The sequence below is a fragment of the Haloarcula rubra genome (assembly GCF_019599465.1).
Classification (GTDB): domain Archaea; phylum Halobacteriota; class Halobacteria; order Halobacteriales; family Haloarculaceae; genus Haloarcula; species Haloarcula rubra.
The window spans coordinates 280251-304913 of the sequence record NZ_RKLR01000001.1 but is presented as its reverse complement, the minus strand read 5'-3'; the positions used below and the strand labels follow the sequence as shown (position 1 = coordinate 304913).

Sequence of the window (24663 nt, the reverse complement as noted above, 5' to 3'; positions counted from 1 at the left end):
AAAGGATTCAGAAACGTCACGGACCCATCGCGAACGCGTCGTCGTCGTACCGGAACTGCGTCCGGTAGTCGTCCCACTCGTCCAGTTCCTGCAACCGGTACCTCGCGAACGGCGGGTTCCGGACGAGTTCGAGTTCGACGAGTCGCTGCCGCACCGGTTCGTAGAGGTCGGCCCACGCGAGGGTCTCGAGGCGTTCTTCCGGTGCACGCTCGCCCGACGTGAAGGTCAGGCCGTCGTCCGTGCGCTCGATGTGGCCGTACTGGTACCGGGTCCAGACCGTGTACTCCTCGAACGGAATGCTGTCGGTCGGCGGCGGTGAGCGGCGGTACTGGGCCTTGAACCGCTGGTGGTCCTCCCCGCCACCCCAGAACAGCCCTCTGGTGAGCATCTTGATGCGGCGCTCGGTGTCGACGCCGCAGTTGTAGACGACGCGGGCGTTCGTGAACTGACGGCTCCGGAACGTCTCGGCGACGTCCTCGGCGTAGTATCGGTCCTCCTCGTACTGATACGGGAGCGGGGTCCGTGCCGCCCGCTGGAGCACGGTCCCTATCTCCTCGCCCCGGCGGAGGTCGTCGTGCGGTCCGCTGCCGCGCCACGTCCTCGGGTCGGTCTCGTCGGGGTCGACCCACCGGTCCATAGTGAGGGTTGGCCTCGCAGGTGTATAGGTGTTGGTTCGGTTAGGGGTCGCTCACAGGATGAGCGAGACCACCATGAGCACGAGGAAGATGACGACCAGTAGCTTCGCGATGCTCATGCTCAGACCGGCGATGCCGCGGAACCCGGCCAGTCCAGCCACGACCGCGAGGACCAGAAAGACGAGCGCGTACTCTAGGAACTCGCCACTGAACTGGAGCGGTATCGTGGCGACAGAACGAGCCATACCGAGCGTACGGACCCGGCCGAACATTGTTACTGGGCTGATAATGGTCGGTAATCGCGCCGTTAATCGGGACGCCGGCGGTATGCTGGCAATAGCTAACCCCCGACGGCCACCGAACGGCGTATGGACGCCACCGACCGACCGGAGACGCTTCGTGAGACGGGGCGCCGGGTCGTCGCCGTCGGTCGGGCGATGGACTTCGGTCTGACGGCGGCCGCGCTCGCGTACTACGGCTTGGTCGCGTTGGTCCCCGCCACCGTCCTCGCGACGACCGTCGTGACCGCCGTCTGGGGCGAGACGGTCGCGGACGCACTCGTCACCGCGGCGGGCGAGACGCTCTCTCCGTCGGGCACGCGGGTACTCAGAGAGGCCGTCACGGGTGCGGCGGGTCGGTGGCAAGCCTCGCTCGGGAGCGCCGTCGTCCTCGTCTGGGGCGTCCTCCGGCTGTTCCGGGGACTCGACGCCGCACTCGCCCGGGTGTACCAGACGGAGTCCTCGGTCGGCGGCCGGTTCTCCAGCGGCGTCCTCGCGATGCTGGGCGTCGGCGGCGCCGTCGCCGCTATCCTCGGCGCTCGCCTCCTCGCCGACGTCACGGGCGCGACGGTGACCGGCCCGGCAGTAACGCTGGTCCGGGTCGTCGTCGTCGCCGTCCTCCTCTGGCCGCTGTACTACACGCTCCCCGACGCTGACCTCGCCGTGACAGAGGTGCTCCCCGGGACCGTCCTCGCCGCTGGCGGATGGGAACTGCTCCGCATCGCCTTCGACCTCTACCTCGCCGTGGGGTCGCGCACGGTCTCGGGCCTGCTCGGTGCCGTCGTGCTGTTCGTGACGTGGCTGTTCTTCGGGAGCGCCGTCGTCCTCGCCGGCGGGGTGCTCAACGCCGTCCTCGCTGGGCGTCGGTGACGCCGCGAAACCGTTATCGGCGGGCCCGTCGAACCGCCGTCCGTGCTGGAGTTGACCTTCGAGTCGGGCACCGTCCGACTCGACGGGGACCCGCCGCCGGACCTCCCGGCCGTCGAGCGAGACGACCGCTCGAAGAGCGCCCGCGCCCCGGCCCACCGCTACGCCGAGGTCCGGGCCGCGCTGGACGCCCGCGGGGTCGACTACGCCGACCACGTCCTCGACACCGCCCCGCTCTCGCTCTCGACGACGTACGACCTGCGCGAGTACCAGCGAGCGGCGCTGTCGGCGTGGCGCGAGGCCGGGGACCGTGGCTGTCTCGAACTCCCGACCGGGAGCGGGAAGACGGTCGTCGGCATCGCCGCGATGGTGGCGCTCGACACCCCGACGCTCGTCGTCGTCCCGACCATCGACCTCCTCGAGCAGTGGCAACGCGAACTCGAACGGGAGTTCGACCGGCCTATCGGCCGTCTGGGCGGCGGCGAACAGCGGGTCGAGTCGGTCACCGTCGCCACGTACGACTCGGCGTACCTCCGGGCCGACGAACTGGGCGACCGGTTCGGTCTCGTCGTCTTCGACGAGGTCCACCACCTCGGCGGAGAGGGGTACCGCGACATCGCCCGACTGCTGGCCGCGCCCGCCCGGATGGGCCTCACGGCGACGTTCGAGCGCCCCGACGGTGCCCACGAGGTCGTCGAGACGCTCGTCGGCCCCCTCGTCTACGACCTCTCGGTCGACGACCTCGCCGGCGACCACCTCGCCGACTACGACATCAAGCGCGTCGAGGTCGAACTCACCGACGACGAACGGGAGCGCTACGAGGCCGAACAGGGGACGTTCACGGACTACCTGAACCGGTCGAACATCCAACTGCGCTCGGGGAGCGACTATCAGGAACTGGTCAAGCGGTCGGGCACCGACCCCGCCGCCCGCGAGGCCTTGCTGGCGAAGCAGCGCGCCCGCGAGGTGATGATGAACGCCCAGCGGAAGGTCGACCGACTGGCCGACATCCTCGACCGGCACCGGGGTGACCGTGTCATCGTCTTCACCGCCTACACGGACCTCGTCTACCGTCTCTCCGAACGGTTCCTCCTGCCGGCCATCACCCACGAGACGGGGGCGAGCGAGCGCCGCGAGATTCTGGAACGGTTCCGCGACGGCACCTACTCCCGCGTCGTGACCGCGAACGTCTTGGACGAGGGCGTCGACGTCCCCGACGCCAACGTCGCCGTCGTCCTCTCGGGGAGCGGGAGCGAACGGGAGTTCACCCAACGACTCGGCCGGATTCTCCGCCCGAAAGACGACGGCGGACGGGCGCTCCTCTACGAACTCGTCACCGAGGCGACGGCCGAGGAGCGCGTGGCCCGCCGGCGCCGGTAGGGCGCGCGCTCGGGGTCGGTTCGTCGGTAAGTCGACCCACGGCCACATAGGTGGCGCATAAATAACGGGGGACGGTGAGTTGGGTGAGACGGATGCAGTCGCTGTTCTCTCTCGGTTCGACGGTCGCGCGGGGGCGCGAGCGGTGCGGTTGATACAGATACGGGTCGAAGACGAGGACCTCGCGACGGTACAGGAGGTCCTCGACGACCGCGAGATAAGCTACGTCCAGACGGACGAGGAGAGCGCCGGCGGTGGGGCGTCGCTCGTCCAGTTCCCGCTCCCACCGGAGGCCGTCGACGAGGTGTTCGAGGAACTGGAAGCGGCGGGGTTGGACCCCGACCGGTACGCCGTCGTCGCCACCGCGGAGACGGCCAGACCGGACCAGTCCGTCGCCGCGGAGGACCACGAGGACCGCATCTCCCACGACGAACTCCGGGGCCGAGCGGTCGGGATGAACCCCGGCGTCGTGACCTACTACGGGATGACCGTCCTGAGCGCAGTGGTCGCGACGGCGGGCCTCCTGCTGGACTCGCCGGCCATCGTCGTCGGGTCGATGGTCATCGCGCCGCAGGTCGGGTCGGCGCTCATCGCCGCCGTCGGGACGACCTTAGACGACCGACCGCTGGTGAGAGAGGGGTTCCGCGACCAGATACTCGGCCTGCTGCTGGCCGTCGTGAGCGCGGCCGCGTTCGGGTTCCTCGTGCGGAACGTCGGGTTCGTCCCCGGCCAGTTGCGCGTGACGACGGTCCAGCAGATATCCCAGCGCATCTCTCCGGGCTTTCTCTCGCTGGCCGTCGGGTTGTGTGCCGGCGCGGCCGGCGCGGTCGGTCTGGCGACGGCGCTCCCGGTCTCGCTCGTCGGCGTGATGATCGCGGCCGCTCTCATCCCGGCCGCGGCCGCCGTCGGCGTCGGCATCGCGTGGGGCCTGCCGGCTGTGGCGCTCGGCGCGGGAATCCTCCTGCTGGTGAACGCCGCGTCCATCAACCTCACCGGCTTTCTCGTCCTCTGGGGCCTCGGTTTCCGCCCCCGTGACTGGCCCGACGGCCGCCCGTCGCTGGGCACGGCGCGCAGGTACGCCCCGACGGCGATGGCGCTCCTCGTGTTGCTGGCGACGTTCGCCGGCGCGAGCACGGTGACGGTGCGACAGATGCAGGTCGAGACGTCGGTCAACGACGCCGTCGAGGAGGTACTGGCCGAGGAAGCGTACGGGGACCTCCGCTTGCTGTCGGTCCGCACCCGATTCGGAGGGGTCTCCATCTACCGACTCGACCGAGAAGTGTCCGTTGAGGTGAGTCGGCCCGACGACGAGGCGTACCCGTCGCTAGCCGACAGACTGGAGTCGGCGGTCACGGCCGCTATCGACGACGAGACGACAGTCGAGGTGACGTTCGTCGACCGACAGACCACCGAGTCGTAGCGGGACCGCGGTCTGTGCCGGCCCGGTAAACGGCGGTTCGCCGGCGGTCGACGGACGCTCGGCCGGCACGCTCTCGCCGCGACGGACGCCGCCACGGTGGTGTCCCCGTCGCCGTAGCCACACCGACACGGGGCGTTTTTGTCCGTCGCCGCCGGAGTGGCGGACGTGCTGACGAAGGACCTCCTGCGCGTCTCGCGGGCCGGCGGCGGCTACCACCCGCAGTTCGTCGACGACGCCCGGGAGCGACTCGCGGCCCGCGTCCTCGGGGTGTATCAGGGCCACGTCGGCGAGACGCGGGCCGACCTGCAGGCGGCGCTCACCGACCTCGAAGGGGGGGCCGAGGACTTCAAACTCGTCCGCGGGTTCGCGAAACTCGTCGAACGGGAGGCCGACTTCGAGACGCGGGCGGCGGTCCCACCGGAGCGAGCGCGAAAGCGGGTGTTCGAGGCCGCGGAAGCAGTCGGCGTCGTCACGGAGACGGAGCGACGCGAAGCCATCGACCGGGCCGCCGACCGACTCGGTGTGGACGCCGACGCGGTCGAAGCCTCGCTGTACGCCGACTTGGAGGACCGACAGGTGCTCGCCGCGGTGGACTCGCGCTGGACGCCTGCCGAACTCGTCACGCAGTACAACCTCTCGCTGGCCCAGACGGCGCTGTTCGACGCCACGGAGGTCCGCGTGCGCTCCTCGGACCCGACCACGCTCGTCTCGGCGGTCAAGCGCCTCCGCCTCATGTACGAGATACGAACGACGCCAGACGGCCGAGAGGTGGTCGTCACCGGCCCGGACGCCCTGTTCTCGAACACGCGCCGGTACGGCACCCGCTTCGCCCGCCTCCTGCGAACCGTCGCACAGGCCAGCGAGTGGGAGTTGACGGCGACTGTCGACGATCGGGGGACCGACCGCGAACTCCAACTGTCGGACGGCGACGTGGCCGTCCCCGGTGTCGACCCAGTCACCGACGTCACGTACGACAGCGGCGTCGAGGCGGACTTCGCCGCTCGCTTCTCGGCGCTGGGGCTGGACTGGCGACTGGTCCGCGAACCCGAACCCCTCGAAGCGGGCGAACACGTCGTCGTCCCCGACTTCGCGTTCGAGTGGGCACCGGGCGGCGACGCGACCGTCGGGAACACGAGCGACCCGGACGCACCGTTCCGGGTCTTCTTCGAGGTGATGGGGTTCTGGACGCCCGAGTACGTCGAGAAGAAACTCGACCGACTCGCGGCGATGGAGGACGTGGAGATGCTGGTCGCCGTCGACGAGTCGCTAGGTGTCGGCGACGCCGTCGAGGCGCGGGACCACCGCGCGATTCCGTACTCGGGGTCGGTCCGCGTCAAGGACGTCCGGGACGCCCTCCGGCCCTACGAGGACGAACTGGTCGCCGAGAGCGCGGCGGACATCCCGGCCGAACTGCGGCCCGAGGCCGACGTGGTGTCGCTCGCCGCTCTCGCCGCCGACTACGGCGTCAGCGAGGACGCTATCGAGGACAAGGCGTTCCCGGACCACGAGCGAGTGGGCCGCACGCTCGTTCGGCCGTCGGTGCTCGACGCACTCGCCGACGACGTCGAAGCGGGCATGTCGCTCTCGGACGCCGAAGCGATACTGGAGGGATACGGTATCGACGACGACAGCGCCGTCCTCGCACGCATCGGTTACCGCGTCGAGTGGACGGGGCTGAGCGGTGGGACCGTCCGTGAACGCGACTCTGAGTAGTTTCGCGGGGCGGAGAGCGATAATCCGGTCCTACTCGACAGCCGTACGGATAGCTGAAGCATAGCTATGTCCTCGGTCTGCGCTACAGAGACTGCCATGACGGCAGTCAAGATAGTCAAGGTGCTGGGCACGTCGACAGAATCCTGGGAGGACGCGGCCCACGAGGCGGTCGCACAGGCCAGCGAGACGATAGAGGACATCCACGGCGTCGAAGTCGAGGACTGGACCGCCAACGTCGAGGACGGACAGATAACCGAGTACAAGACGACGGTGGAAGTCGCGTTCCCGGTCCACCACCAGCAGTAACGCGCTACGTCTCGAGGTCCCGCCGCCGTCCTTTCGGGACCTGCGAGCGCAGTTCGCCGTAGACGTACAGGCCGACACCGACGGGTTCGGCCTCGCCGGCGAGGTCGTGGGTGACGACGAGGTACCCCCAGTCACCGTCCCACTCGAGTTCCTGGTCGTGGCCGGCGGTGAACGCCGTCGCCTCGCCCTCCGAGAGGTGGACGACGTTCTCCGTCGCGTGGTCGCCGAAGCGCTGGACCGCCTCCAGCGTCGGCTTCCAGTGTTCCTGTCGGGTCCGGAGGAACGTCATCCCCAGACCCTCGACGTCGACGGGCGACGGCGGGTCGCCGCGGTAGAGCCATATCTTCCCGGCCCCGCGCTCCCAGAAGGTGTGGTCGGTGAACGTCTCCCGTGGGACGCCGAAGCGGTCCGACCAGAAGTCAAGGACCTCCTCGCGGGTCGCCCGGCCCTCGTCCTCGCGTTCGTCCGCCGTCGCCGGCAGGCGCGTGAACTGCGTGCTGTCGTTGCTCATCCCGTCACCTCCAGTTTCGCACAGAAGAACCCGCCCGTGTCGTTGTGGTGCGGGTAGATGCGTTTGGCCTTCGCCACGCTCGGGTCGAACTCCTCGTCTTCCCACTCGGTGACGCCGGCGCGGTGGGTCAGGTCGAGGTCGTAGTCGACGAGTCGGCAGTCCTCCTCGGCCAGCGCGTAGTCCAGCACCGCCTCGTTCTCTTCCGGCGCGAACGTACACGTCGAGTAGACGACGGTGCCGCCCTCTTTCGTCGCCTGTACGGCCCGCGTGAGGATACCCTTCTGGACGCCGGAGATGCCCTTCACGTGCGAGAGCGACCAGTCGTCGAAGGCGTCGCGGTTCTTTCGGATGGTCCCCTCACAGGAACAGGGCACGTCGACGAGTGCACGGTCGTACTCTTCGCCACCGAAGGGCTTCAGCGAGTGGTTGCGGCCGTCCTCGTGGGTGACGGCCACGTTCGTCGCGCCCAGTCGCTCGGTGTTCGTCCGCAGCGCCGAGATACGCCCGAGGTTGTTGTCCGTCGCCACCACCTCGCCGGTGTCGTCCATCTGGGCCGACAACTGGGTGGTCTTGGTTCCGGGCGCGGCGCAGGCGTCCCACACTCGCTCGCCGGGTTGGGCGTCGAGGACGGTGGCCGGCACCGCCGACACCTCCTCCTGCCCGTGTATCCAGCCGTGGAAGTACGGCCAGTTCCGCCCCGGCGAGTCCTCCGGGAGGACGAACAGCAGGTCGTGCCAGTCCACCGGGTCGTAGGCGACGCCGGCCTCGTCGAGCGTCGTCCGCACATCCGCGACGGTGGCCTTGATGGTGTTGACCCGAATCGCCGACGGGAGCGGCCGGTCGCAGGCCGCCCGGAACGCCGCCCAGTCGTCGACGATGGGGCGATACCGTTCGATGGGTTCCATTGCGACGGGGTTCGGCGGGGGTCTGTTTGTGGGTTTCGAAGCTAGAGACAGCGGATTCTCTCTCTCACCGCTACGGTTGCGACCGACGACGGGCGGCCGCCGTCCCTCGCCGAACACCTACCAGTCACCTCCGAGTAGCCATGCCTTTCAAGCGTACGGCGGCCGTCTCTTCGGGTATGGCACACGTACAGGTCCATCGGGACGACGTCGAACTCGACGACCCGACACTCGTCGAGGGGCTCCCAGGGGTGGGACTGGTCGGCAAGATAGCGGCCGACCATCTGGTCGACGCCTACGACATGGTTCACTACGGGACGGCCCACTGTGATGGCCTCCCGGAGATAGCGGTGTACAGCGAGGGCGACCCGACCGTCAGGGCGCCGGTACGCATCTACGCCGACGAGGAGCGGGACCTGCTGGTCCTCCAGAGCGACGCGCCCGTCTCGCCGTCGGCGGCCGAGGAGTTCGCCACCTGCATCGTCGGCTGGTTCGTCAGCCACGACGTGACGCCGATATTCCTCAGCGGGATGCCCGCGGAGAAAGACGGCGACGTCCCCGGCGTCTACGGCATCGCCACCGGCGACGGGGCGGGCCTGCTCGAGGAGGCCGGCGTGAGCGCACCAACGGAGTCCGGGGCGGTCACCGGCCCGACGGGGTCGCTGGTCCACGAGGCCCAGCGCGTCGGGTTGACCGGCGTCGGCCTCGTCGTCGAAGCCGACCCGCAGTTCCCCGACCCCGAGGCCGCTCGCGCCCTCCTGACGACGGCTATCGGCCCGCTCGGCTCGTTCGAGGTGGACACGGAGGCCCTCGTCGAACAGGCCGAGGAGATAGGGAAGGCCAAAGAGCGGTTGGCAGAGCAGATGCAGGAGGCCGACGAGGAGAGCACGAGCGCTCGACCGCTGGGGATGTATCAGTAATGGTGGACGCGGACGCACTCGAACGGCTCGCCGTCGTCCTCGGCGTCGTCGCCGTCGCGGTACTGCTCGGCTGGGTCGTCTTCGTCGCCATCCCGGACGACTTCGCCGAACTGCTCGGCGTGTTGCTGGTGGTGGCGACGGTGGCCGTCGCCGCCCGCATCGGGAGCAACCTCGCCGGCTCTGTCGTCCCGGCCCACAACGTGGCGGAGGTCGCCGTCGAAGGACCCATCACGCGGGACGGCGGTGGCGGCATCGCGAGTCCGCCGACAGGGGCCAGCGCCGACGACGTGGTCGAGCAGATAGAACAGGCCGACGAGGACAAGGGTGCGGAGGCACTCCTGTTGAAACTCAACACGCCCGGCGGCCAAATCGTCCCGAGCGAGGACATCCGCCTCGCCGCGGAGCGGTTCGACGGCCCGACCGTGGCCTACGCCACCGACGTCTGTGCCAGCGGCGGGTACGACATCGCCGCTGGCTGTGACGAACTGTGGGCGCGAGAGGGCTCTATCGTCGGCTCTATCGGCGTCATCGGCTCTCGAGTCAACGCCAAGGACCTCGCCGACCGCGCCGGTCTCTCCTACGAGCAGTTCACCGCCGGCGAGTACAAGGACGCCGGGACGCCGCTGAAGGAGATGACCGACGACGAACGCGAGTACCTGCAGGGCATCGTCGACGACTACTACGACCAGTTCGTCGAGACCGTCGCGGAGGGCCGCGACATGGACGACGAGACCCTCAGAGAGACCGAGGCCCGCATCTTCCTCGGGAGCGAAGCCCACGAGCGCGGCCTCGTCGACGACATCGGCACGCGAGACGACGTCGAGGACCGCCTCGAAACACACCTCGGCGAGGCCGTGACGGTCGCCGAGTTCGAACCCCAGCGAGGGCTGATGGGGAGACTCCGTGGCGGCGCCCAGCGCGTCGCCTTCGCGCTCGGCGCGGGTCTCGCCAGCACCGTCGACGGCGACGTCGACGGCCTCTCGTTCCGTCGTTGAGGGTCGCGAGGGTTTTTTATTTCGGGACCCTCTCTCGGGTACTGTGACCACGCTGGTGGTGTGTATCGACCGGGACAGCCCGGTAGCGGACGAGTGCCCGGTGGTGGGGAGCGACGCCGTCGAGTCGATGATTACCGAGACCGGTATCGTCGACCCGGAGGACAGTCGCATCAACTGTCTGCTCGAAGGGCTTCGCGTGGCGAGCGACCTCGAAGCCGACGGCGACGACACCGTCGTCGCGGTGGTCGGCGGCGGCGGGGACTCGGTGGGGACCGACCGGAAGATAGCCGACCAGACCGACGACCTCGTCGCCGAGTACGACCCCGACTCGGCGGTCGTCGTCGTCGACAGCGCCGACGACGAGCGACTCGTGCCCATCATCGAGAGCCGCGTCCGGGTCGACGCCGTCGACCGCGTCGTCGTCCGGCAGGCCCGCGACATCGAGTCCACCTACTACCTGCTGAAGCAGTTCCTCGCCGACGAGGAACTCCGGAAGACGGTGCTGGTCCCGCTGGGACTCGCGATGCTCGCCTTCCCCCTCTTGCTCATCGTCGCCGACAGCACCACCATCGCCGTCGGTGCCATCGCGGCCGCCTTCGGCGTGTTCCTCATCTACAAGGGGCTGGGTATCGACACCTACCTCTCGCGCTTGCCCGGCCAGATTCGCGAGGCGCTGTACTCCGGACAGGTGTCGCTCGTCACCTACGTCGTCGCCGCCGGCCTCTCCGTCGTCGGCGTGTTCGCCGGCGCGCTGGAGATATCGTCGGTCGCGTCGACCAGCCCCTTCATCCTCGGTAACCGGTTCCTCTTCGAGAGCGTCCCGTGGCTGACCGCGGCGGCGCTCGCGGCGTCGCTCGGCCGCCTGCTTGACGAACTTCTCCAGCGCGAGGGCGTCCGCAGCGCGTACGTGAACCTCCCGTTCGGTGCGGTCGCCGTCGGCCTCGTCGTCCGCGGGTTCTCGGCGTACTTCCTCGAACGGGCCGGCGTCTTCGACGCCTTCCGCGTGCCCGCGATGGACTTCGGTATCGTCGAGGTCAACAGTTTCCCGATGGAGGCCGGGACCCGCCTCGCCATCTTCATCCTCGCCGGCATCCTCATCAGCCTCGTCGGCGTCCGCGTCGCCGCCTACGTCAGCCAATCGGACATCGAGCAGGAACTGGCCGAATAGACAGCGATTTAGGCCGCCGCAGGCTACGGACGGCCATGACAGACGGCGCGTGGGTCTCGCTGTTCTCCGGCGGCAAGGACTCCTCGTGGGCGCTGTACCGTGCGCTCGAACGCGGCTACTCCGTCGAGCGACTGGTGACGGTCCACCCCGAGGGCGACTCCTACATGTACCACGTCCCGGCGACGCGACTGGCCTCGCTGGCCGCCGAGAGCATCGGCATCCCGCTACTGGAGGTCGAACCCGACGACTTCGGGGCCGACGACGTCGCGGACTCGGGCCAGCAAGGCGACGAGGAACTCGAACCGCTGGAGGCCGCCCTACGCGAACTCGACGCGGACCTGCCGGACGGCGTCGGCGGCCTCACCGCTGGTGCCGTCGAGAGTGAGTACCAGACCACTCGCATCGAGGCGATGGCCGAACGCCTCGAGGCGAACGTCTTCGCCCCGCTCTGGCAGGAGAACCCCCGTGACCTCGCCGACGCGATGTTAGACGCCGGCTTCGAGATTCGCATCATCCGCGTCGCGGCCTACGGCTTGGACGAGTCGTGGCTGGGTCGCCGACTCGACGCCGACGCACTCGACGAACTCGAAGCGCTCAACGACGAGTACGGCGTCCACATCCTCGGGGAAGGCGGGGAGTTCGAGACGCTGGTGACCGACGGCCCACACATGGACCGGCGCATCGAACTGGAGTACGAGACTGAGTGGGACGGGACGCGCGGCAGCATCGTCGTCGAGGACGCGTGGCTGGCCGAATAACCGCTAACTCTCTGCCGTCGCTCGTTTCTGCGCCCACTCTAACACCGGTTCTAGCCGCTCGGCCAGCTCAGCGCCGTCGTCGGTCAGTTCGTACTCGACGCGCGGCGGAATCTCGTCGTACTGCTCCCGCGTGAGCAGACCGGCCGCTTCCAGCGCGTCGAGACGGGCCGACAGCGTCGACGTGCTCGCCTCCGGGATGTGGTCCTCCAGCGTCCCGAACCGGACTGTTCCGTGGACAGCGACGACGCAGACGACGTCCATCACGTACTTCCGACCGAGCAGGTCCAGCACGTCCGAGAGCAGGCAGTAACACCGCGGGTCGTCGGTGGCACAGTCGAATCCTTCCATAGCTTCGTCTCCGTGGACTTACTCCGTTACTTTGGACTTCACAGCTTAATAACTTCGCATAGCAAAGTCGAGGCGCAATGTCCGACGACACTATCGACGCGGCCGAACTCGGTCACGAATTAGACCTCGACGACTTCGCCCTCCCGCCGGACGTGGCGGCGAATCTGGGGACGCTGTTCGGGACGGACCCACTCGAGACGGCCGGTGAGTGGGTCGGAGAGATGCGGGCGGTCAAACAGGCGCGAGACGGGCGACTCCCGACGGCCGAGGACCTGTGTACGACCGACGACGGCCGCCACGCCTTCGTCGGGAGCGACCACCGGCAGGAGTACGTCTGCGTGCTCGACCCACTCGTCGTCCCGTTCCTGCGCGACGAACCCGGGACGGTCCGGTCGACGACGCCGGTGTGGGAAGAGACGGTCGAAATCGGCGTCGCGCCGGACGGTGTCGCTCGCTCGCACGCGGACGCCGTCGTCTCTATCGGCGTCTCCGACCACGTCGACCCCGAGGCGGACCCGACTCTAGAGCGCATCTACCGACAGGTGTGTGGCTACGTCCACGTGTTCGCGGACGACGGCGAGTACGAGGTGTGGGCCGACGACGTCGACGCGGCGACGACGAGCGTTCCCGTCTCGACCGGTATCGCGCTGGCGGGCGCACTGGCGACGACGCTGTTCGAGGAGAGGGCCTAAAAGCGAGCGGCGGCGCTATCCGCCGTTGGTCAACTGGGTGTGCGCGCCGATGAGCGCGCCGGCGAGGTCCAGACTCTCGATGTGGGTGTCCTTGTCGATGATGGAGTTGCGGATGTCGGCGTCGACGATGGTCGCGTTCGGGAACACGACCGTGTTGTCGAGACTGGAGTTGACGACTTCCGCGCCGGAGAGGACGTGGACGTTGTCCCCCAGCGTCGTGTTCTCGATAGCGGCGTCCTCGGCGACGACGTTCTCGCCTCCGAGTTCCCAGCCGACGGCTTCGAGGTAGCTCTCGGGCGTGCCGATGTCGTACCACGCCTCGTCGAAGGTAAAGGACCGGACGGTGCCGTTCTCGACGAGCCACTGGATGAACCAGCCGGGTTCGTCCGGGTTGTTGCCTTCCGAGAGGTACTCGTCGAATCGGATGGCGTCCGCGGGGAAGGCGTAGCAGGCGATGGAGACGAGCGTGCTCTTCGGGTCGTCGGGCTTCTCCTGGAAGTCGACGACTTCGTCGCCCTCCGTCTCGATGAGGCCGTAGGACTTGGCCTTCTCCAAGGACCCCACGTCGTAGGCCGCCAGTGTCGGGTCACCGTACGCCTCGAAGTGGTCGACGAACTCCGAGATGTCGAAGCTGATGAGGTTGTCGCCCGCGACGACCAGCAGGTCGTCGTCGCCCAGTCCCTCCCGGTCGACGAGTTGGGCCAGTGCCCCGACGACGCCGAACTTCTCGTCTTCCTCTGTGGTGTCCTCTACGGTCAGGGAGACGTTCTCGTAGCCGTTCTCGGCGAAGTGGTCTTCGAAGTCCTCGGCGAAGCGTTCGTTCGTGCTGACGAAGATGTCCGTGATGCGGTCGTCGGATTCAAGGTCGGAGAGAATCCGGTCGATGACGGTCGAGTCGCCCACCGGGAGGAGCATCTTGGGCCGGTGTTTCGTGACCGGCCACAGTCGCGTCGCGTACCCACCGGCGAGGACTATCGCTTTCATACCGGGGGCGACACCACCGACGGACAAGTTCCTTTTCATCTGACGGCACCGGTCCATTTATCGGCGTCCACGGGAACGTCCCACGTATGACTGGGGACGACGGCTCGCAGGACGTGGGTGACGAGGCATCGACGGCCGACGCCGACGGTTCGTTCGACTCGGAACTGGCCGAGACGGCCGCCGAGCAGGGGGAGAACGTCATCGACAAGATAAACCACGTCAACGTCGAGCAGAAACTCGACGACCTGCGGGCGATGTACGAGGTGCCGGTGACCGAGGAGACGTACGAACTCTCGGCCGGCGAGTACGCGGAGGTGTTCGCCGCGACGAACAGCACGGGGTACGACGGCAACAGTGTCGCCTTCCTCGTCCGCGACGGCGAGACGTTCCCGGAGTTGAGCGAGAACATCCCGGAACAGGCCAGCCACGACACGCGCGACCGCGTGCTGATGGTGCTGGGGCGCGGGGCCGACCTGTGGGCGCTCCCGGGCGGCGGACAGGGCCAGCAGTACGAGTCGATGCAGGGGACCACGCTCCGTCGCACGGCCGAACAGACGGGCGTCCGCGGGACCATCGAGGGCGTCGAGGACGTGTTCCACCGCAAGTACTACCCGGACACCGACGCGGAGGGGTCGGTCCACACGCTCGACGTCTACTTCCGCGCCGAGTACGCCAACGGGGCGATAGACGTCGACGAGTCCGAACTCGTCGGCGCGGCGTGGTTCGCCGAACCACCCCAACACATGACCGAGGGCGCAGAGCGCCTCTGGGAGCAGTTCCTCGAAGCGCGCGACCGGGGCGACGAACTCGATACAGAGACCGAGGAGTAGCGGGTCGGCCGACCCGACACCGTCAGTGTTCGACGAACTCCACGAGGACGCCGCCGGTCGACTCCGGATGACAGAACGCGACGTCGTGGCCCCACGCGCCGTCTCGTGGCGTCTCGTCGACGAGGTCGACGCCAGCGCCGCGGGCGGTCTCTAGTGCCGCCGCGATGTCGTCGGTGGCGAGGGCGACGTGGTGGAGGCCGGGGCCGTTGCGTTCTAGGTAGCGCGGTATCGCGCCCTCGGCGTCGGGCAGGGGTTCCAGAAGTTCGAAGTAGCCGTTGCCGAGGTCCAGAAACGTCACTCGTAGCCCGTCGAACACCTCTTCGTGGGCGACCGGTGCGTCGAAGACGGTCTCGTACAGCGCTGCCAGCGTGTCGGTGTCGTCGGTGGCGACGCCCGCGTGGTCGAACTGCATGTACGGGCTCTCGTCCGGCCGACGTATAAGTCTCTGTCCCGCCGTCACTCCTCGCGCAACCGTTCGAGCCGTCGCTCGTACTCCTCGTCGGTCAGGTCGCCGCGAGCGTACGCCTCGCGCAGTTCCGCGACGGCCGCGTCACGGCCGCCGTCGCCGCCGGTGACCGCTCGGTAGACGAGGTAGCCGAGGCCGACGACGGCCGCGAGGAACAGCAGTTGGAACAGGAGGCCGACGAGCCACATCCACCCCGTGCCGGTCCCGCCCCACATGCCGCCACCGCCCCACATGCCGCTTCCCATCATCCCGTAGCCCATCATCCCGAACCCCATGGCGAGAGCGGGGAGGACGAGCAAAGCGCCGAGGACGAGCAAGACCAACACCACGAGACGGCTGTCGCGCTCGGTCGCGCTCATCGTCGCACACCTCCAGCGTGTCGAGTCCAGTACATACCTAGAGGTACACGACCCTCGTTCAATGCCGTTCCTGTTACGATACCGAACGAACGACCGGCGGAAACCTTCGATTCGAAAGTCGCTACATCGAGGACCCGGGCTGGTACTCGCCGAACACGTCCCGGAGCACGTCACAGATTTCGCCGGTCGTGGCGTAGACTTTCACCGCGTCGACGATGTAGGGCATGAGGTTCTCGTCGCCCGCCGCGGCGTCGGCGAGATCGTTCAGCGCGGCTTCGACGGCCGCGTCGTCTCGCTCCTCGCGGACGGCGGCGACGTTCTCCTGTTGGGCGGCCTCGACGGCCTCGTCGACCTCCTCGATGTCCTGTTCGCCCTCCTCCTCGACCTCGTACTCGTTGACGCCGACGATGATGCGCTCGCCGGCCTCCTGTTCGCGCTGGCGCTCGAAGGCAACGTCCTGAATCTGGCGCTGGACCCACTGGTCCTCGATGGCCCGGCGCATCCCCCCGCGCTCGTCCACCTCCTCGATGAGCGCGCGGGCGTCCGCTTCGAGTTCGTCGGTCAGCGACTCGACGTAGTAGCTCCCGGCGAGGGGGTCGATGGTGTCGGCCGCGCCGGACTCGTGGGCGAGAATCTGCTGGGTGCGAAGGGCGGTCCGGACCGACTCCTCGGTCGGCAGGCCGATGGCCTCGTCTTTCCCGTTGGTGTGGAGGCTCTGCGTGCCGCCCAGCACCGCGGCGAGCGCCTGATAGGCGACCCGGACGACGTTGTTCTCTATCTGCTGGGCCGTCAGCGTCGACCCGGCGGTCTGGGTGTGGAACTTCAACTGCTTGGACTTGGGGTTCTCGGCGTCGAACCGTTCGTCCATTATCTTCGCCCAGAGGCGACGGGCGGCGCGGAACTTCGCCACCTCCTCTAAGATGTTGTTGTAGGAGGCGAAGAAGAAGGACAGTTGCGGCGCGAAGTCGTCGACGTCCAGCCCCGCCTCGATGGCGGCCTCGACGTACTCGATGCCGTCGCCGAGCGTGAACGCTATCTCCTGGGCGGCCGTCGACCCCGCCTCGCGGATGTGGTAGCCCGAGATGGAGATGGTGTTGAAGTTCGGCACCTCCGCCGCGCAGAACTCGAAGATGTCGGTGATGAGTCGCATCGACGGCTCCGGCGGGTAGATGAACGTGTTCCGGGCGATGTACTCCTTGAGCACGTCGTTCTGGATGGTGCCGCGTAGCTCCTCCCGGTCGACGCCCTGCTTGTCGCCGACGGCGATGTACATCGCCAGCAACACCGCGGCGGGCGCGTTGATAGTCATCGACGTGGACACCTCGTCCAGCGGGATGCCCTCGAACACCGTCTCCATGTCGTCCAGCGAGTCGATGGCGACGCCGGTCTTGCCCACCTCGCCGGCCGCCATCGCGTGGTCCGAGGAGTACCCCATCTGGGTCGGCAGGTCGAACGCCATCGAGAGCCCGGTCTGACCCTCGTCCAGCAGGTAGTTGAACCGCTCGTTGGTCTCCTCGGCCGTGCCCATGCCGGCGTACTGGCGCATCGTCCAGAGGCGGCCGCGGTAGCCCGTCGAGTAGACGCCGCGGGTGTAGGGGTCTCTGCCGGGGAAACCGAGGTCCTCCTCGTAGTCGAGGTCAGCGACGTCCGCGGGCGTGTACAGGCGGTTTACCTCGTGCCCCTCGGTGTCCGTCGTGAACGTCTCTTCGCGCTCGCCGAACCGGTCGACGGTCGGCTGGACGTCTTCCTGTTCCCACTCGGCTTTCGCCTCGCGGATTTCGTCCAGCTCGTCGGGGTCGAACATGCGGATATCGTGGACCGGACCGGGCTTAAGCGTTCGCGAATCCTGCACGGTCCTACACGAGTATCAGACGTGTCCCGGGATTTATCCCCCTCCTCTACTCAGTCTCGGCCATGGCAATCGAGCGCGGAGACGGAGTCTCCATCGAGTACGTCGGTCGCTTCGAGGACGGGAGCGTCTTCGACACCTCACGGCTGGACGTCGCACAGGAGGAGGGCCTGCTGGACGCACAGGACACCGACCCCGAGGACTACGCACCGCTGGCTTTCACCGTCGGTGCTGGCGACATCATCGAGGGCCTCGACGAGGCACTCGTCGGGATGGCAGACGGCGAAGAGGCGACGGTGACGGTGCCACCCGAGAAGGCCTACGGCGAGGCCGACGACGAGAAGGTCCGGGAGTACGACCCGGAGACGTTCGAGGCGATGGTCGGCAAAGCGCCGGAGGTGGGCCTCCACGTCGAGGCCGAGAACGGACTTCACGGCGACGTGACGGCGGTGCGAGACGACGCCGTCTCGGTGGACTTCAACCACGAACTCGCCGGCCGGACGCTGGTGTTCGACGTCGAAGTCGTCGACGTGCGGTGACCTAGCTCCCCGTATCGTACTTGTAGGTCGCCTCGTCGGGGTCGATACCGAAGTCCTCGGCGGTGTCTTCGGGTTCGGACTCGGTCGGTTCGTGGACCGAGGCGTTCTTGAACTGCTCGCGCAACCGCTCTGGCATCCGGAACCGGTCTATCTGGAGGCGCAGGGGGACGGCGTCTGGCTGGATGTTCTCCCGTTTGACCTCCAGTCGTTCCCCCAGACGCTCGGGCAACTGCTCGGGTTCGATGCGCTCGAAACCGAACTGGGCGAGATACTCGCTGGCGCTGGTCAGGGAGTACACCACGTCGAACCCTTCGTCGCTGGCGTACTCGACCAGTCGTTCGATGATGTGGGCACCCACGCCCTGATTGCGCCACTCCGGCAGGACGCCGATGCTCGTCAACTCACATATCGGGTCGGTGTCTTCGGGTTTGTGGATGCGGATGCGGCCGAACCCGGCCTTCTGGTGGTCGTGTTCGTCGATGGCGACCACGTAGTCGCGGGAGCGGAAGGCGGTGTCGTCCAGTCCCATCTCCTCGATTCGGTCCAGCAACCAGACCTCTTCGCGGTTTTTCGCGTCCCGGACGTACATGGGTGTAGGTTCGCCGTCCCCGGTAAAAAGGGTTTGCCGAGTACCAGTCGGAGAGTCCGTGTCCGTCCGGGACACCGCCACGCAACTACTTAGTGTGTTGTCAGCGAACCACACGGTATGGCTCCGGAGTCACTCGAAGAACTGGACCACGTCGTCCACGAGCCCTCGCGCGAGTTCGTCGAATCCACCAACGTCTGGCAGTTCATGGAGACGTACGACATGGAGGACTACGACGACCTGATAACCCGGACGACGACCGACGTCGACGGCGTCCCGGAGAGCGGCGTCGACTGGTTCTGGGACGAACTGGTCGACTATCTGGGCATCGAGTTCTTCGAGGACTACGACGCGGTCCGGGACGACAGCGAGGGGCCACAGTTCACCGACTGGTACCCCGGCGGCGAACTGAACGCCGCGCACAACGCCGTCGACCGGCACGCCGCCCGCGACGACGGCGCCCGGAACCACGTCGCCCTCATCTGGGAGGGCGAACCCGGCGACGTCCGACAGTTCACGTACCACGATTTGCACCAGCAGAGCAACCGGGTCGCGAACTACCTCGAATCGGTCGGCGTGGAGACTGGCGACACCGTGGGCCTCTACATGCCGATGGTCCCCGAGGTGGCGAGCATCCTCTATGGCTGCCTGCAGGTCGGTGCCATCGCGGTGCCCATCTTCTCCGGGTTCGGCGTCGACGCGACGGCGACGCGCATCGCCGACGCCGAGTGTTCGGTGCTGTTCACCGGCGACGGCTTCTACCGCCGCGGGTCGAAAGTGCATCTGAAGGACACCGCCGACGAAGCCATCGGGGAGGCCGCGGACCTGACCGAGAGCGGCGACACGCCCGTCGAACACGTCGTCGTCTACGACCGTATCGGCACCGCCGAGGACCCCGTCGACCGGGTGACGTGGACGCGCCGCGACGAGTGGTGGGACGAGGCTATCCAGCCCCGGTCGGACAGCTACGAGACGAAGTCGCTCCCGAGCGACGCGGAGTCGATGTTGCTGTACTCCTCCGGGACGACGGGCGAACCGAAGGGCATCGTCCACACGCACGCGGGAGCGCTCCTGCAGGCGACGAAGGAGATCTACTTCGGGTTCGACCACAAACCCGGCGACCGCTTCTTCTGGGTGAGCGACATCGGGTGGATGATGGGACCGTGGACGTTGCTCGGCAACCACGCGCTGGGCGGCACCGTCTTCATGTACGAGGGCGCGCCGGACCACCCCGACCCCGACCGTTTCTGGGCGATGATCGACCGCCACGACCTCTCCGTCTTCGGCGTGTCGCCGACGGCTATCCGGGCGCTCCGCAAGAAAGGTGACGAGTGGCTGGACGGCCACGACCTCTCCTCGCTCCGACTGCTCGGGTCGACGGGCGAACCGTGGGACCCGGAGAGTTGGCAGTGGTTCTACGACGAGGTGGGCGGCGGCGAGTGTCCCATCATCAACATCTCCGGCGGCACGGAGATAATGGGCTGTTTCCTGATGCCGATGCCCATCCAGTCGTTGAAACCCTGTACGCTCGGCGGCCCCGGCCTCGGGATGGACGTCGACATCGTCGACGAGAGCGGCGAGTCAATCGCTGACACGAACGAACGCGGGTTCCTCGTCGCGCGCGACTCCTGTCCCTCGATGACGAAGTCGCTGTGGAGCGGTGACGAGCGCTATCTGGCGGAGTACTGGTCGACGTGGGACGACCTCTGGGACCACGGCGACTGGGCCCAGAAGGACGAGGACGGCCTCTGGTTCCTCCACGGCCGGGCCGACGACGCGCTGAACGTCGCCGGTCGGAAGGTCGGGCCCGCCGAAGTCGAAGGGGCGGCGATGGACCACCCGGCGGTGAATCAGGCCGCCGCCGTCGGCGCGCCCGACGACACCACCGGGACGGCCGTCGTCCTCTACGTCGTGCTCGAACCGGGCCACGACCCCACCGACTCGCTCCGCGAGGCCGTCCAGTCGACGGTCGGCGACGAACTCGGCAAGCCCTTCCGCCCGCGCGAGGTGCTGTTCGTCGACGCCTTCCCGAAGACCCAGAGCGGGAAGATCATCCGCCGGGCTATCGGGGCCGTCTATCGCGACGAGGAGTTGGGGGACATGTCCAGCATCGAGAATCCGGAGGCGCTGGACGCGGTGGCCGACGCCCGCTGACCCGTCTCAGTCCGCCGGCCGGTCCGCCGTCGGCACGTCGAGTGCGAGCAGTCGCGGCAACGACACCATCGCCAGCGCCAGTTCCGCGCCGCCGGCGACGATGAAGGCGGCGAGGTAGCCGAACTCGCCGGCGACGAACCCGCCGACGAGGATGCCCGCGAGGAACCCGACGCTCCCGAAGGCGTTGAAGCCGGCCATCGCCGTCCCGCGACCGCTCTCCCCGGCGAGGTCCGTCACGAGCGCCATCGTCGCCGGGGCCATCAGCGCCCCGATGACGCCGACGACCACCATGGCGACGCCGGCCGTCGTGACGGTCGGTGCGAGGCCGACGCCGACGACGGCGAGGCCGTACAGCGACGACCCGGCGACGATGGGGACTGTCCGGCCGATGCTGTCCGAGAGGACGCCGAAGGGGTACTGGAGCAGCGCGAACGGCGCGAAGAAGAGCGCGAGCATCAGCCCCGTCTCGCCGGGGGTCAGTGCGAACACCTCCCGGAAGTACAGCGTCCCGACGAGGGCGAAGAAGCCGGCAGTGAAGCGGTCGATGAAGCCGAAGGCGTAGGGGATACCCAGCGCCGGCGTCTCGCGAAGGCGGGCAGTCACGGCGGCCAGTCGACCGTCGGTGTTCGAGGGCGCGCGGTCCGTCACCAGCGTCGCGAGAGCGGCGACGGCGAACAGGAGGGCGCTGGCGGCGTACAGCGGGAGCGTCGGAGAGACGCCGTACAGTTGGCCGCCCAGCGGCGCCCCGAGTGCCGTCCCCGCGCCGATGGCGATGCCCGCCGCGCCCATGTTCTTGCCGTGCCCGCCCGTGAGGTCCATCAGCATCGTCATCGCCAGCGAGAACGCGGCGATGGTCATCGCGCCCTGCAGCGCCCGAAGCACGAGGATGCCGTCGAAGGATATCGGCACCTGCGTCGGGAGCCACGCCAACGTGACGTAGAACACGGCGCCGCCCAGTGCGCCGGTCACGATGAACGGCACCCGCCGTCCGGTCGCGTCGCTCACCACGCCCCAGACGCCGGCGAAGGCGACGAAGGCGCCGAACTCGACGGCCAGAAACCACATGCTGGCGTCCAACTCCGTCGTGGCCCCCAGCGCCCGGACGAGGGTGTCGACCCCGGGGTACAGCAGCACCTGCGCGAGCAGGACGGCGAAGACGACGCCGGCGAGGACCACGCGCTCTCGGCGTGCGCTCACAGGCGTCGGTTGGACTGACGGACGAAAATACGTGTCGAACACCTCACTCCGACTCGCCTGCGGGCAGCAGCCCTCGCACCGCCGCGCCGAGCGACCCGGCGACCAGCGGCGTCACGACGGCGATAGCGATGAGCGGTCCCATCCCGAGGGCCCCGTCCAGCGTCCCGACGAGTGCGAACCGGGCGAGGAAGACGGCGACGGCGACCACGCCGAACCCGAACCCCGCGGCGATAGCCGACCGGAGCGACGGCCAGCAGACGCCGACCAGTGCACCGCCCACGACGAACCCCAGCCAGTGGACCGACCCGAGGCCCAGACCCACGAGGACGGCACCGACCGTCGCGGCCCGACGCTGCCGGGCGGAGCGCTGGACCGCCCACAGCGTGGCCAGCGGACTACGCATCGCCGCCCTCCTCGGGGACGAACTCGACGTCGGGGTCGCCGTCTGTCGTCGGCGTCTGTGGCCGGTACTCGCCGTCGGCCCAGTCGCGCAACTGGTCGTCGTAGTGGTCGGAGAACGGACTGCCCGCGTTGCCACCGGGAATGACGGACTCCGACGTCTCGCCGTCGAACCGGGCGAGCAGCCGGTAGCTACTGCCGACGGCCGACGCCTTGCGGACGTTTCGGACCGTCGCCGGCGACCCGTCGGTCGGGTAGCGCGGATAGTTGAGGAACGACTGGTCGAACGGGTGGTCGATGGCGGTCCGATTGTAGTCGCCGTACACCTCGTGGCCGGCCTCGTCGACGGCGTCGAGCGCGTCGGTCATCGCTGCGGCGATGGTCGCCGCTCGACTTCGGGCGTCGCCACTCGGCGGGTCCTCGAACCACCTGCTGTCGGGCGGCAGGTGGAGCAAGACCCAGTCGTTCGGGTAGAAGCGGTCGTCCAGTCCGGCCGCCTCGAAGGCCGCGTCGAACACCTGCGAGCGGTAGGCGTCTACGAAGAACGCGAAGACGAGCGCCGCCCGCGAGTCCCGGTCCATCCGGTAGTCCCAGTCGGCGAGTTCGTCGGCCGCCGCGCGTGCGCGACCGTCCATCTCCCCCCGGACGTCCAGAATCACGGGCACGAACAGCGCCGCTCGCTCGTCCCGGACGTCGCGCTGGACCCGGCGCACGAACGCGAAGTCCATCGGGTCGTCGCTCGCCGCGCGTTCGTCCAGCAGGTCGTAGATGCGTTTGCCGCGCCACGGTGCGCTGTAGGCCTCCGCGAGGTAGTAGTCGAGTTCCTCGTCGGCGACGATGCGCTGGTTCGCCGTGGCGAGGTAGTCGGGGTCGCGGGACTGGGGTTTGGCCTCGCTCGGGACGAACTCGCTCCGGTCCGGGACGCCGTAGGGTTCGTAGCCGGGCCACTCCCCCTCCGTCTCGCTGCCGTCGAAAATCTGATTGACGGGCACCGACTCGCTGTCGGTCACTCGCCGGGGCACCAGTCCAGTCATGTAGTACTGGGTGTTGCCCTCGCGGTCGGCGTAGACGGCGTTCTGCGTCGGGTGGTCGAACGCCCGGAGCGCGGCCATCGCCTCGTCGCGCCCATCGCTGTAGTTCAACTCCCGGATGGCCGCGGCGGTTCGGTTGGCCTGCAGGCCGACCCACGCGACGCCGACTCGCTGGCCGAACCGTTCGAGGACGGGGCCGTGGACGGACTTCCGGACGGTCACCTCGCGGTCCTCCCCGCCGCTGACCGCGATGGTCTGTGTCTCGACGTCGAACTCGCGTGTCTCGTCGCCGTAGCGGTACGTCTCGCCGTCGGTGTCGTACCGGTAGAAGTCGATTGAGTCCCCACCGGCGTTGGTAAAGCCCCACGCGCCCGCGTCGTTCTCGCCGATGACGACGAACGGGACGCCGGGGAAGGCGACGCCGCCGACCTGCAGGTCCGGGGCGCGCAAGTGCTGGCGGTACCACAGCGGCGGGGCCAGCAGCGAGAGGTGCGGGTCGTTCGCCAGCAGGGGTTTCCCGCTCTCGGTGTGGGTTCCCGAGACGACCCACGAGTTCGACCCGACGCCGTCCGGGGACTCGAACGTCGAGGCCCATCGAGCGAACTCGGCGTCGACCGTGCGCTCGGGCGTCGCGGTCACGTCGCTCGCTAGACTGTCGAACGAGACGGATGGCCGGAGAATCGGGCTGTCGTGGTCGAGTCGGTCCGGGTACAGTTCCGCGGCCGCGTCCGCTCCCAGCGCGTCTGCCGCCGCCGCGTTCCGGAGCGTGCGGAAACTCCCGGTCAATCCCCAGCCGATCTGTTTCTGTATCAGGAGCGTGTCGACCGGCGACCACTCGCGGGGTTCGTAGTCGAGCAACTGGAACTCCGGGGCCACCGACCCGTCGGCGGTGGCGTCTCCGACGCCGTCGGCGAACGCCGATAGCGACGCGCCCGTCTCGGTATCTTCCAACGCGTCCCAGTTGGCTTCTGCGGCGGCGGTGAAGTCCATCTGCCGGTGGAACCGGTCCGACTCGACGCCCTGTTCGCCGACGGCGGCGGCGAGTTCGCCGCGCATCCGCCGGACGAACAGGTCCATCTGGAAGCGCCGGTCCGTCCCGTGGACGTAGCCGACGGCGTAGGCGAGTGCGGCCTCCGAGTCCCCCTCGATAGTCGGGACGTGGGCGTCGTCGTAGCGCACCGACGCCGACCCGTAGGCACTGCTGACCGTCTCCGGGGTGGTCGTCGTCGCGGCGTCCCAGTAGTCGCCCGACAGCGGGGCGAATCGGTCGAGATACCCCTTCGCCGGCGAGAGCAACGCCGCCCCGACCCCACCCGAGAGAACGGCCGCGAGAACGGCCCTGCGACTGCGGTCCATACGCCACGGGTGGCCCGGGCAAC

The 24663-nt window shown here is 68.3% G+C and carries 26 protein-coding genes; 13 read left to right on the top strand and 13 right to left on the bottom strand.

Annotation, left to right across the window (positions count from 1 at the left end):
- Positions 1 to 16: 16 nt before the first annotated feature.
- Both EGH21_RS01680 and EGH21_RS01675 read right to left on the bottom strand, forming a co-directional pair.
- Positions 17 to 637 (bottom strand): hypothetical protein, encoded by a 621-nt coding sequence (locus EGH21_RS01680; protein WP_220616739.1) that lies wholly within the window; start codon positions 635 to 637, stop codon positions 17 to 19.
- Positions 638 to 688: 51 nt separating this feature from the next.
- Positions 689 to 880, bottom strand: a complete 192-nt coding sequence (locus EGH21_RS01675) for a DUF1328 domain-containing protein (protein ID WP_220616738.1) — start codon at positions 878 to 880, stop codon at positions 689 to 691.
- A gap of 123 nt (positions 881 to 1003) precedes the next feature.
- Here EGH21_RS01675 and EGH21_RS01670 point away from each other — a divergent pair, with 123 nt between their 5' ends.
- The 5 genes from EGH21_RS01670 (at position 1004) to EGH21_RS01650 (ending at position 6596) form a co-directional block, all read left to right on the top strand.
- Positions 1004 to 1783, top strand: a complete 780-nt coding sequence (locus EGH21_RS01670; protein WP_220616737.1) for a YihY/virulence factor BrkB family protein — start codon at positions 1004 to 1006, stop codon at positions 1781 to 1783.
- Between the two features lie 42 nt (positions 1784 to 1825).
- Positions 1826 to 3160, top strand: coding sequence for a DEAD/DEAH box helicase (locus tag EGH21_RS01665; protein WP_220616736.1), 1335 nt, complete (start codon positions 1826 to 1828; stop codon positions 3158 to 3160).
- A gap of 79 nt (positions 3161 to 3239) precedes the next feature.
- Positions 3240 to 4577 (top strand): TIGR00341 family protein, encoded by a 1338-nt coding sequence (locus EGH21_RS01660; RefSeq protein WP_236035356.1) that lies wholly within the window; start codon positions 3240 to 3242, stop codon positions 4575 to 4577.
- A gap of 165 nt (positions 4578 to 4742) precedes the next feature.
- Positions 4743 to 6290: a DUF790 family protein gene (locus EGH21_RS01655; RefSeq protein ID WP_220616735.1), complete on the top strand. Its 1548-nt coding sequence runs from the start codon at positions 4743 to 4745 to the stop codon at positions 6288 to 6290.
- Between the two features lie 96 nt (positions 6291 to 6386).
- The gene (locus EGH21_RS01650) at positions 6387 to 6596 is read left to right on the top strand and encodes a dodecin family protein (RefSeq protein ID WP_236035355.1); all 210 of its coding nucleotides are present in this window, start codon (positions 6387 to 6389) and stop codon (positions 6594 to 6596) included.
- Between the two features lie 4 nt (positions 6597 to 6600).
- Here the strand turns inward: EGH21_RS01650 and EGH21_RS01645 are convergent, their stop codons facing one another.
- Together EGH21_RS01645 and EGH21_RS01640 are read right to left on the bottom strand one after the other, a co-directional pair.
- Positions 6601 to 7107 carry a DUF7122 family protein gene (locus tag EGH21_RS01645; RefSeq protein ID WP_220616733.1) on the bottom strand — a complete coding sequence of 169 codons (507 nt, stop codon included), beginning with the start codon at positions 7105 to 7107 and terminating at the stop codon, positions 6601 to 6603.
- On the bottom strand, positions 7104 to 8012 hold the full coding sequence (locus tag EGH21_RS01640; RefSeq protein WP_220616732.1) for an RsmB/NOP family class I SAM-dependent RNA methyltransferase: 909 nt from the start codon (positions 8010 to 8012) through the stop codon (positions 7104 to 7106). Before EGH21_RS01640 ends, EGH21_RS01645 begins: the two co-directional genes overlap by 4 nt.
- 176 nt (positions 8013 to 8188) lie before the next feature.
- Between EGH21_RS01640 and EGH21_RS01635 the strand changes: the two genes are divergently transcribed.
- From EGH21_RS01635 to EGH21_RS01620, 4 genes are read left to right on the top strand one after another with little or no spacing between them, the layout of a single operon-like run.
- Complete coding sequence (locus EGH21_RS01635; RefSeq protein WP_220616731.1) at positions 8189 to 8929, top strand: proteasome assembly chaperone family protein; 741 nt, start codon at positions 8189 to 8191, stop codon at positions 8927 to 8929.
- Positions 8929 to 9924, top strand: coding sequence for a signal peptide peptidase SppA (gene sppA, locus EGH21_RS01630; protein ID WP_220616730.1), 996 nt, complete (start codon positions 8929 to 8931; stop codon positions 9922 to 9924). The genes EGH21_RS01635 and sppA overlap by 1 nt, the downstream gene beginning before the upstream one ends.
- Before the next feature lie 43 nt (positions 9925 to 9967).
- Complete coding sequence (locus EGH21_RS01625) at positions 9968 to 11092, top strand: DUF373 family protein (protein ID WP_220616729.1); 1125 nt, start codon at positions 9968 to 9970, stop codon at positions 11090 to 11092.
- A gap of 35 nt (positions 11093 to 11127) precedes the next feature.
- Entirely contained in the window at positions 11128 to 11850 is a 723-nt protein-coding gene (locus EGH21_RS01620) for a diphthine--ammonia ligase (RefSeq protein ID WP_220616728.1), read from the top strand.
- A 3-nt stretch (positions 11851 to 11853) separates the two neighbouring features.
- On the opposite strand, the gene EGH21_RS01615 is transcribed toward EGH21_RS01620, so the two are convergent.
- Positions 11854 to 12198: a winged helix-turn-helix transcriptional regulator gene (locus EGH21_RS01615; protein WP_220616727.1), complete on the bottom strand. Its 345-nt coding sequence runs from the start codon at positions 12196 to 12198 to the stop codon at positions 11854 to 11856.
- 77 nt (positions 12199 to 12275) lie between these two features.
- On the opposite strand from EGH21_RS01615, the gene merB reads away from it, so the two are divergent.
- Positions 12276 to 12890 (top strand): organomercurial lyase, encoded by a 615-nt coding sequence (merB, locus tag EGH21_RS01610; RefSeq protein ID WP_220616726.1) that lies wholly within the window; start codon positions 12276 to 12278, stop codon positions 12888 to 12890.
- A gap of 15 nt (positions 12891 to 12905) precedes the next feature.
- On the opposite strand, the gene EGH21_RS01605 is transcribed toward merB, so the two are convergent.
- A complete protein-coding gene (locus EGH21_RS01605; protein ID WP_220616725.1) occupies positions 12906 to 13874 on the bottom strand; it encodes a nucleotidyltransferase family protein in 969 nt (322 codons plus the stop codon).
- Between the two features lie 86 nt (positions 13875 to 13960).
- On the opposite strand from EGH21_RS01605, the gene EGH21_RS01600 reads away from it, so the two are divergent.
- Positions 13961 to 14704, top strand: a complete 744-nt coding sequence (locus EGH21_RS01600; protein WP_220616724.1) for an NUDIX hydrolase — start codon at positions 13961 to 13963, stop codon at positions 14702 to 14704.
- Positions 14705 to 14726: 22 nt separating this feature from the next.
- On the opposite strand, the gene mce is transcribed toward EGH21_RS01600, so the two are convergent.
- The 3 genes from mce to EGH21_RS01585 form a co-directional block, all read right to left on the bottom strand.
- Positions 14727 to 15116: a methylmalonyl-CoA epimerase gene (gene mce, locus EGH21_RS01595; RefSeq protein ID WP_220616723.1), complete on the bottom strand. Its 390-nt coding sequence runs from the start codon at positions 15114 to 15116 to the stop codon at positions 14727 to 14729.
- 44 nt (positions 15117 to 15160) lie between these two features.
- Complete coding sequence (locus tag EGH21_RS01590; protein ID WP_220616722.1) at positions 15161 to 15529, bottom strand: SHOCT domain-containing protein; 369 nt, start codon at positions 15527 to 15529, stop codon at positions 15161 to 15163.
- 121 nt (positions 15530 to 15650) lie between these two features.
- Positions 15651 to 17333: an acyl-CoA mutase large subunit family protein gene (locus EGH21_RS01585; RefSeq protein ID WP_220616721.1), complete on the bottom strand. Its 1683-nt coding sequence runs from the start codon at positions 17331 to 17333 to the stop codon at positions 15651 to 15653.
- Between the two features lie 110 nt (positions 17334 to 17443).
- Between EGH21_RS01585 and EGH21_RS01580 the strand changes: the two genes are divergently transcribed.
- Positions 17444 to 17917 carry an FKBP-type peptidyl-prolyl cis-trans isomerase gene (locus EGH21_RS01580; protein ID WP_220616720.1) on the top strand — a complete coding sequence of 158 codons (474 nt, stop codon included), beginning with the start codon at positions 17444 to 17446 and terminating at the stop codon, positions 17915 to 17917.
- A 1-nt stretch (position 17918) separates the two neighbouring features.
- Here EGH21_RS01580 and EGH21_RS01575 read toward each other — a convergent pair whose 3' ends face one another.
- Positions 17919 to 18506 carry a GNAT family N-acetyltransferase gene (locus EGH21_RS01575; protein ID WP_220616719.1) on the bottom strand — a complete coding sequence of 196 codons (588 nt, stop codon included), beginning with the start codon at positions 18504 to 18506 and terminating at the stop codon, positions 17919 to 17921.
- A gap of 117 nt (positions 18507 to 18623) precedes the next feature.
- Between EGH21_RS01575 and EGH21_RS01570 the strand changes: the two genes are divergently transcribed.
- Positions 18624 to 20657, top strand: a complete 2034-nt coding sequence (locus EGH21_RS01570) for an AMP-binding protein (protein WP_220616718.1) — start codon at positions 18624 to 18626, stop codon at positions 20655 to 20657.
- 6 nt (positions 20658 to 20663) lie between these two features.
- Here EGH21_RS01570 and EGH21_RS01565 read toward each other — a convergent pair whose 3' ends face one another.
- The 3 genes from EGH21_RS01565 to EGH21_RS01555 are packed head-to-tail and all read right to left on the bottom strand — an operon-like array spanning position 20664 to position 24640.
- A complete protein-coding gene (locus tag EGH21_RS01565) occupies positions 20664 to 21854 on the bottom strand; it encodes an MFS transporter (RefSeq protein ID WP_220616717.1) in 1191 nt (396 codons plus the stop codon).
- A gap of 43 nt (positions 21855 to 21897) precedes the next feature.
- Positions 21898 to 22257, bottom strand: a complete 360-nt coding sequence (locus EGH21_RS01560) for a hypothetical protein (RefSeq protein ID WP_220616716.1) — start codon at positions 22255 to 22257, stop codon at positions 21898 to 21900.
- Positions 22250 to 24640 (bottom strand): penicillin acylase family protein, encoded by a 2391-nt coding sequence (locus EGH21_RS01555; RefSeq protein ID WP_220616715.1) that lies wholly within the window; start codon positions 24638 to 24640, stop codon positions 22250 to 22252. The genes EGH21_RS01560 and EGH21_RS01555 overlap by 8 nt, the downstream gene beginning before the upstream one ends.
- Positions 24641 to 24663 lie beyond the last annotated feature (23 nt).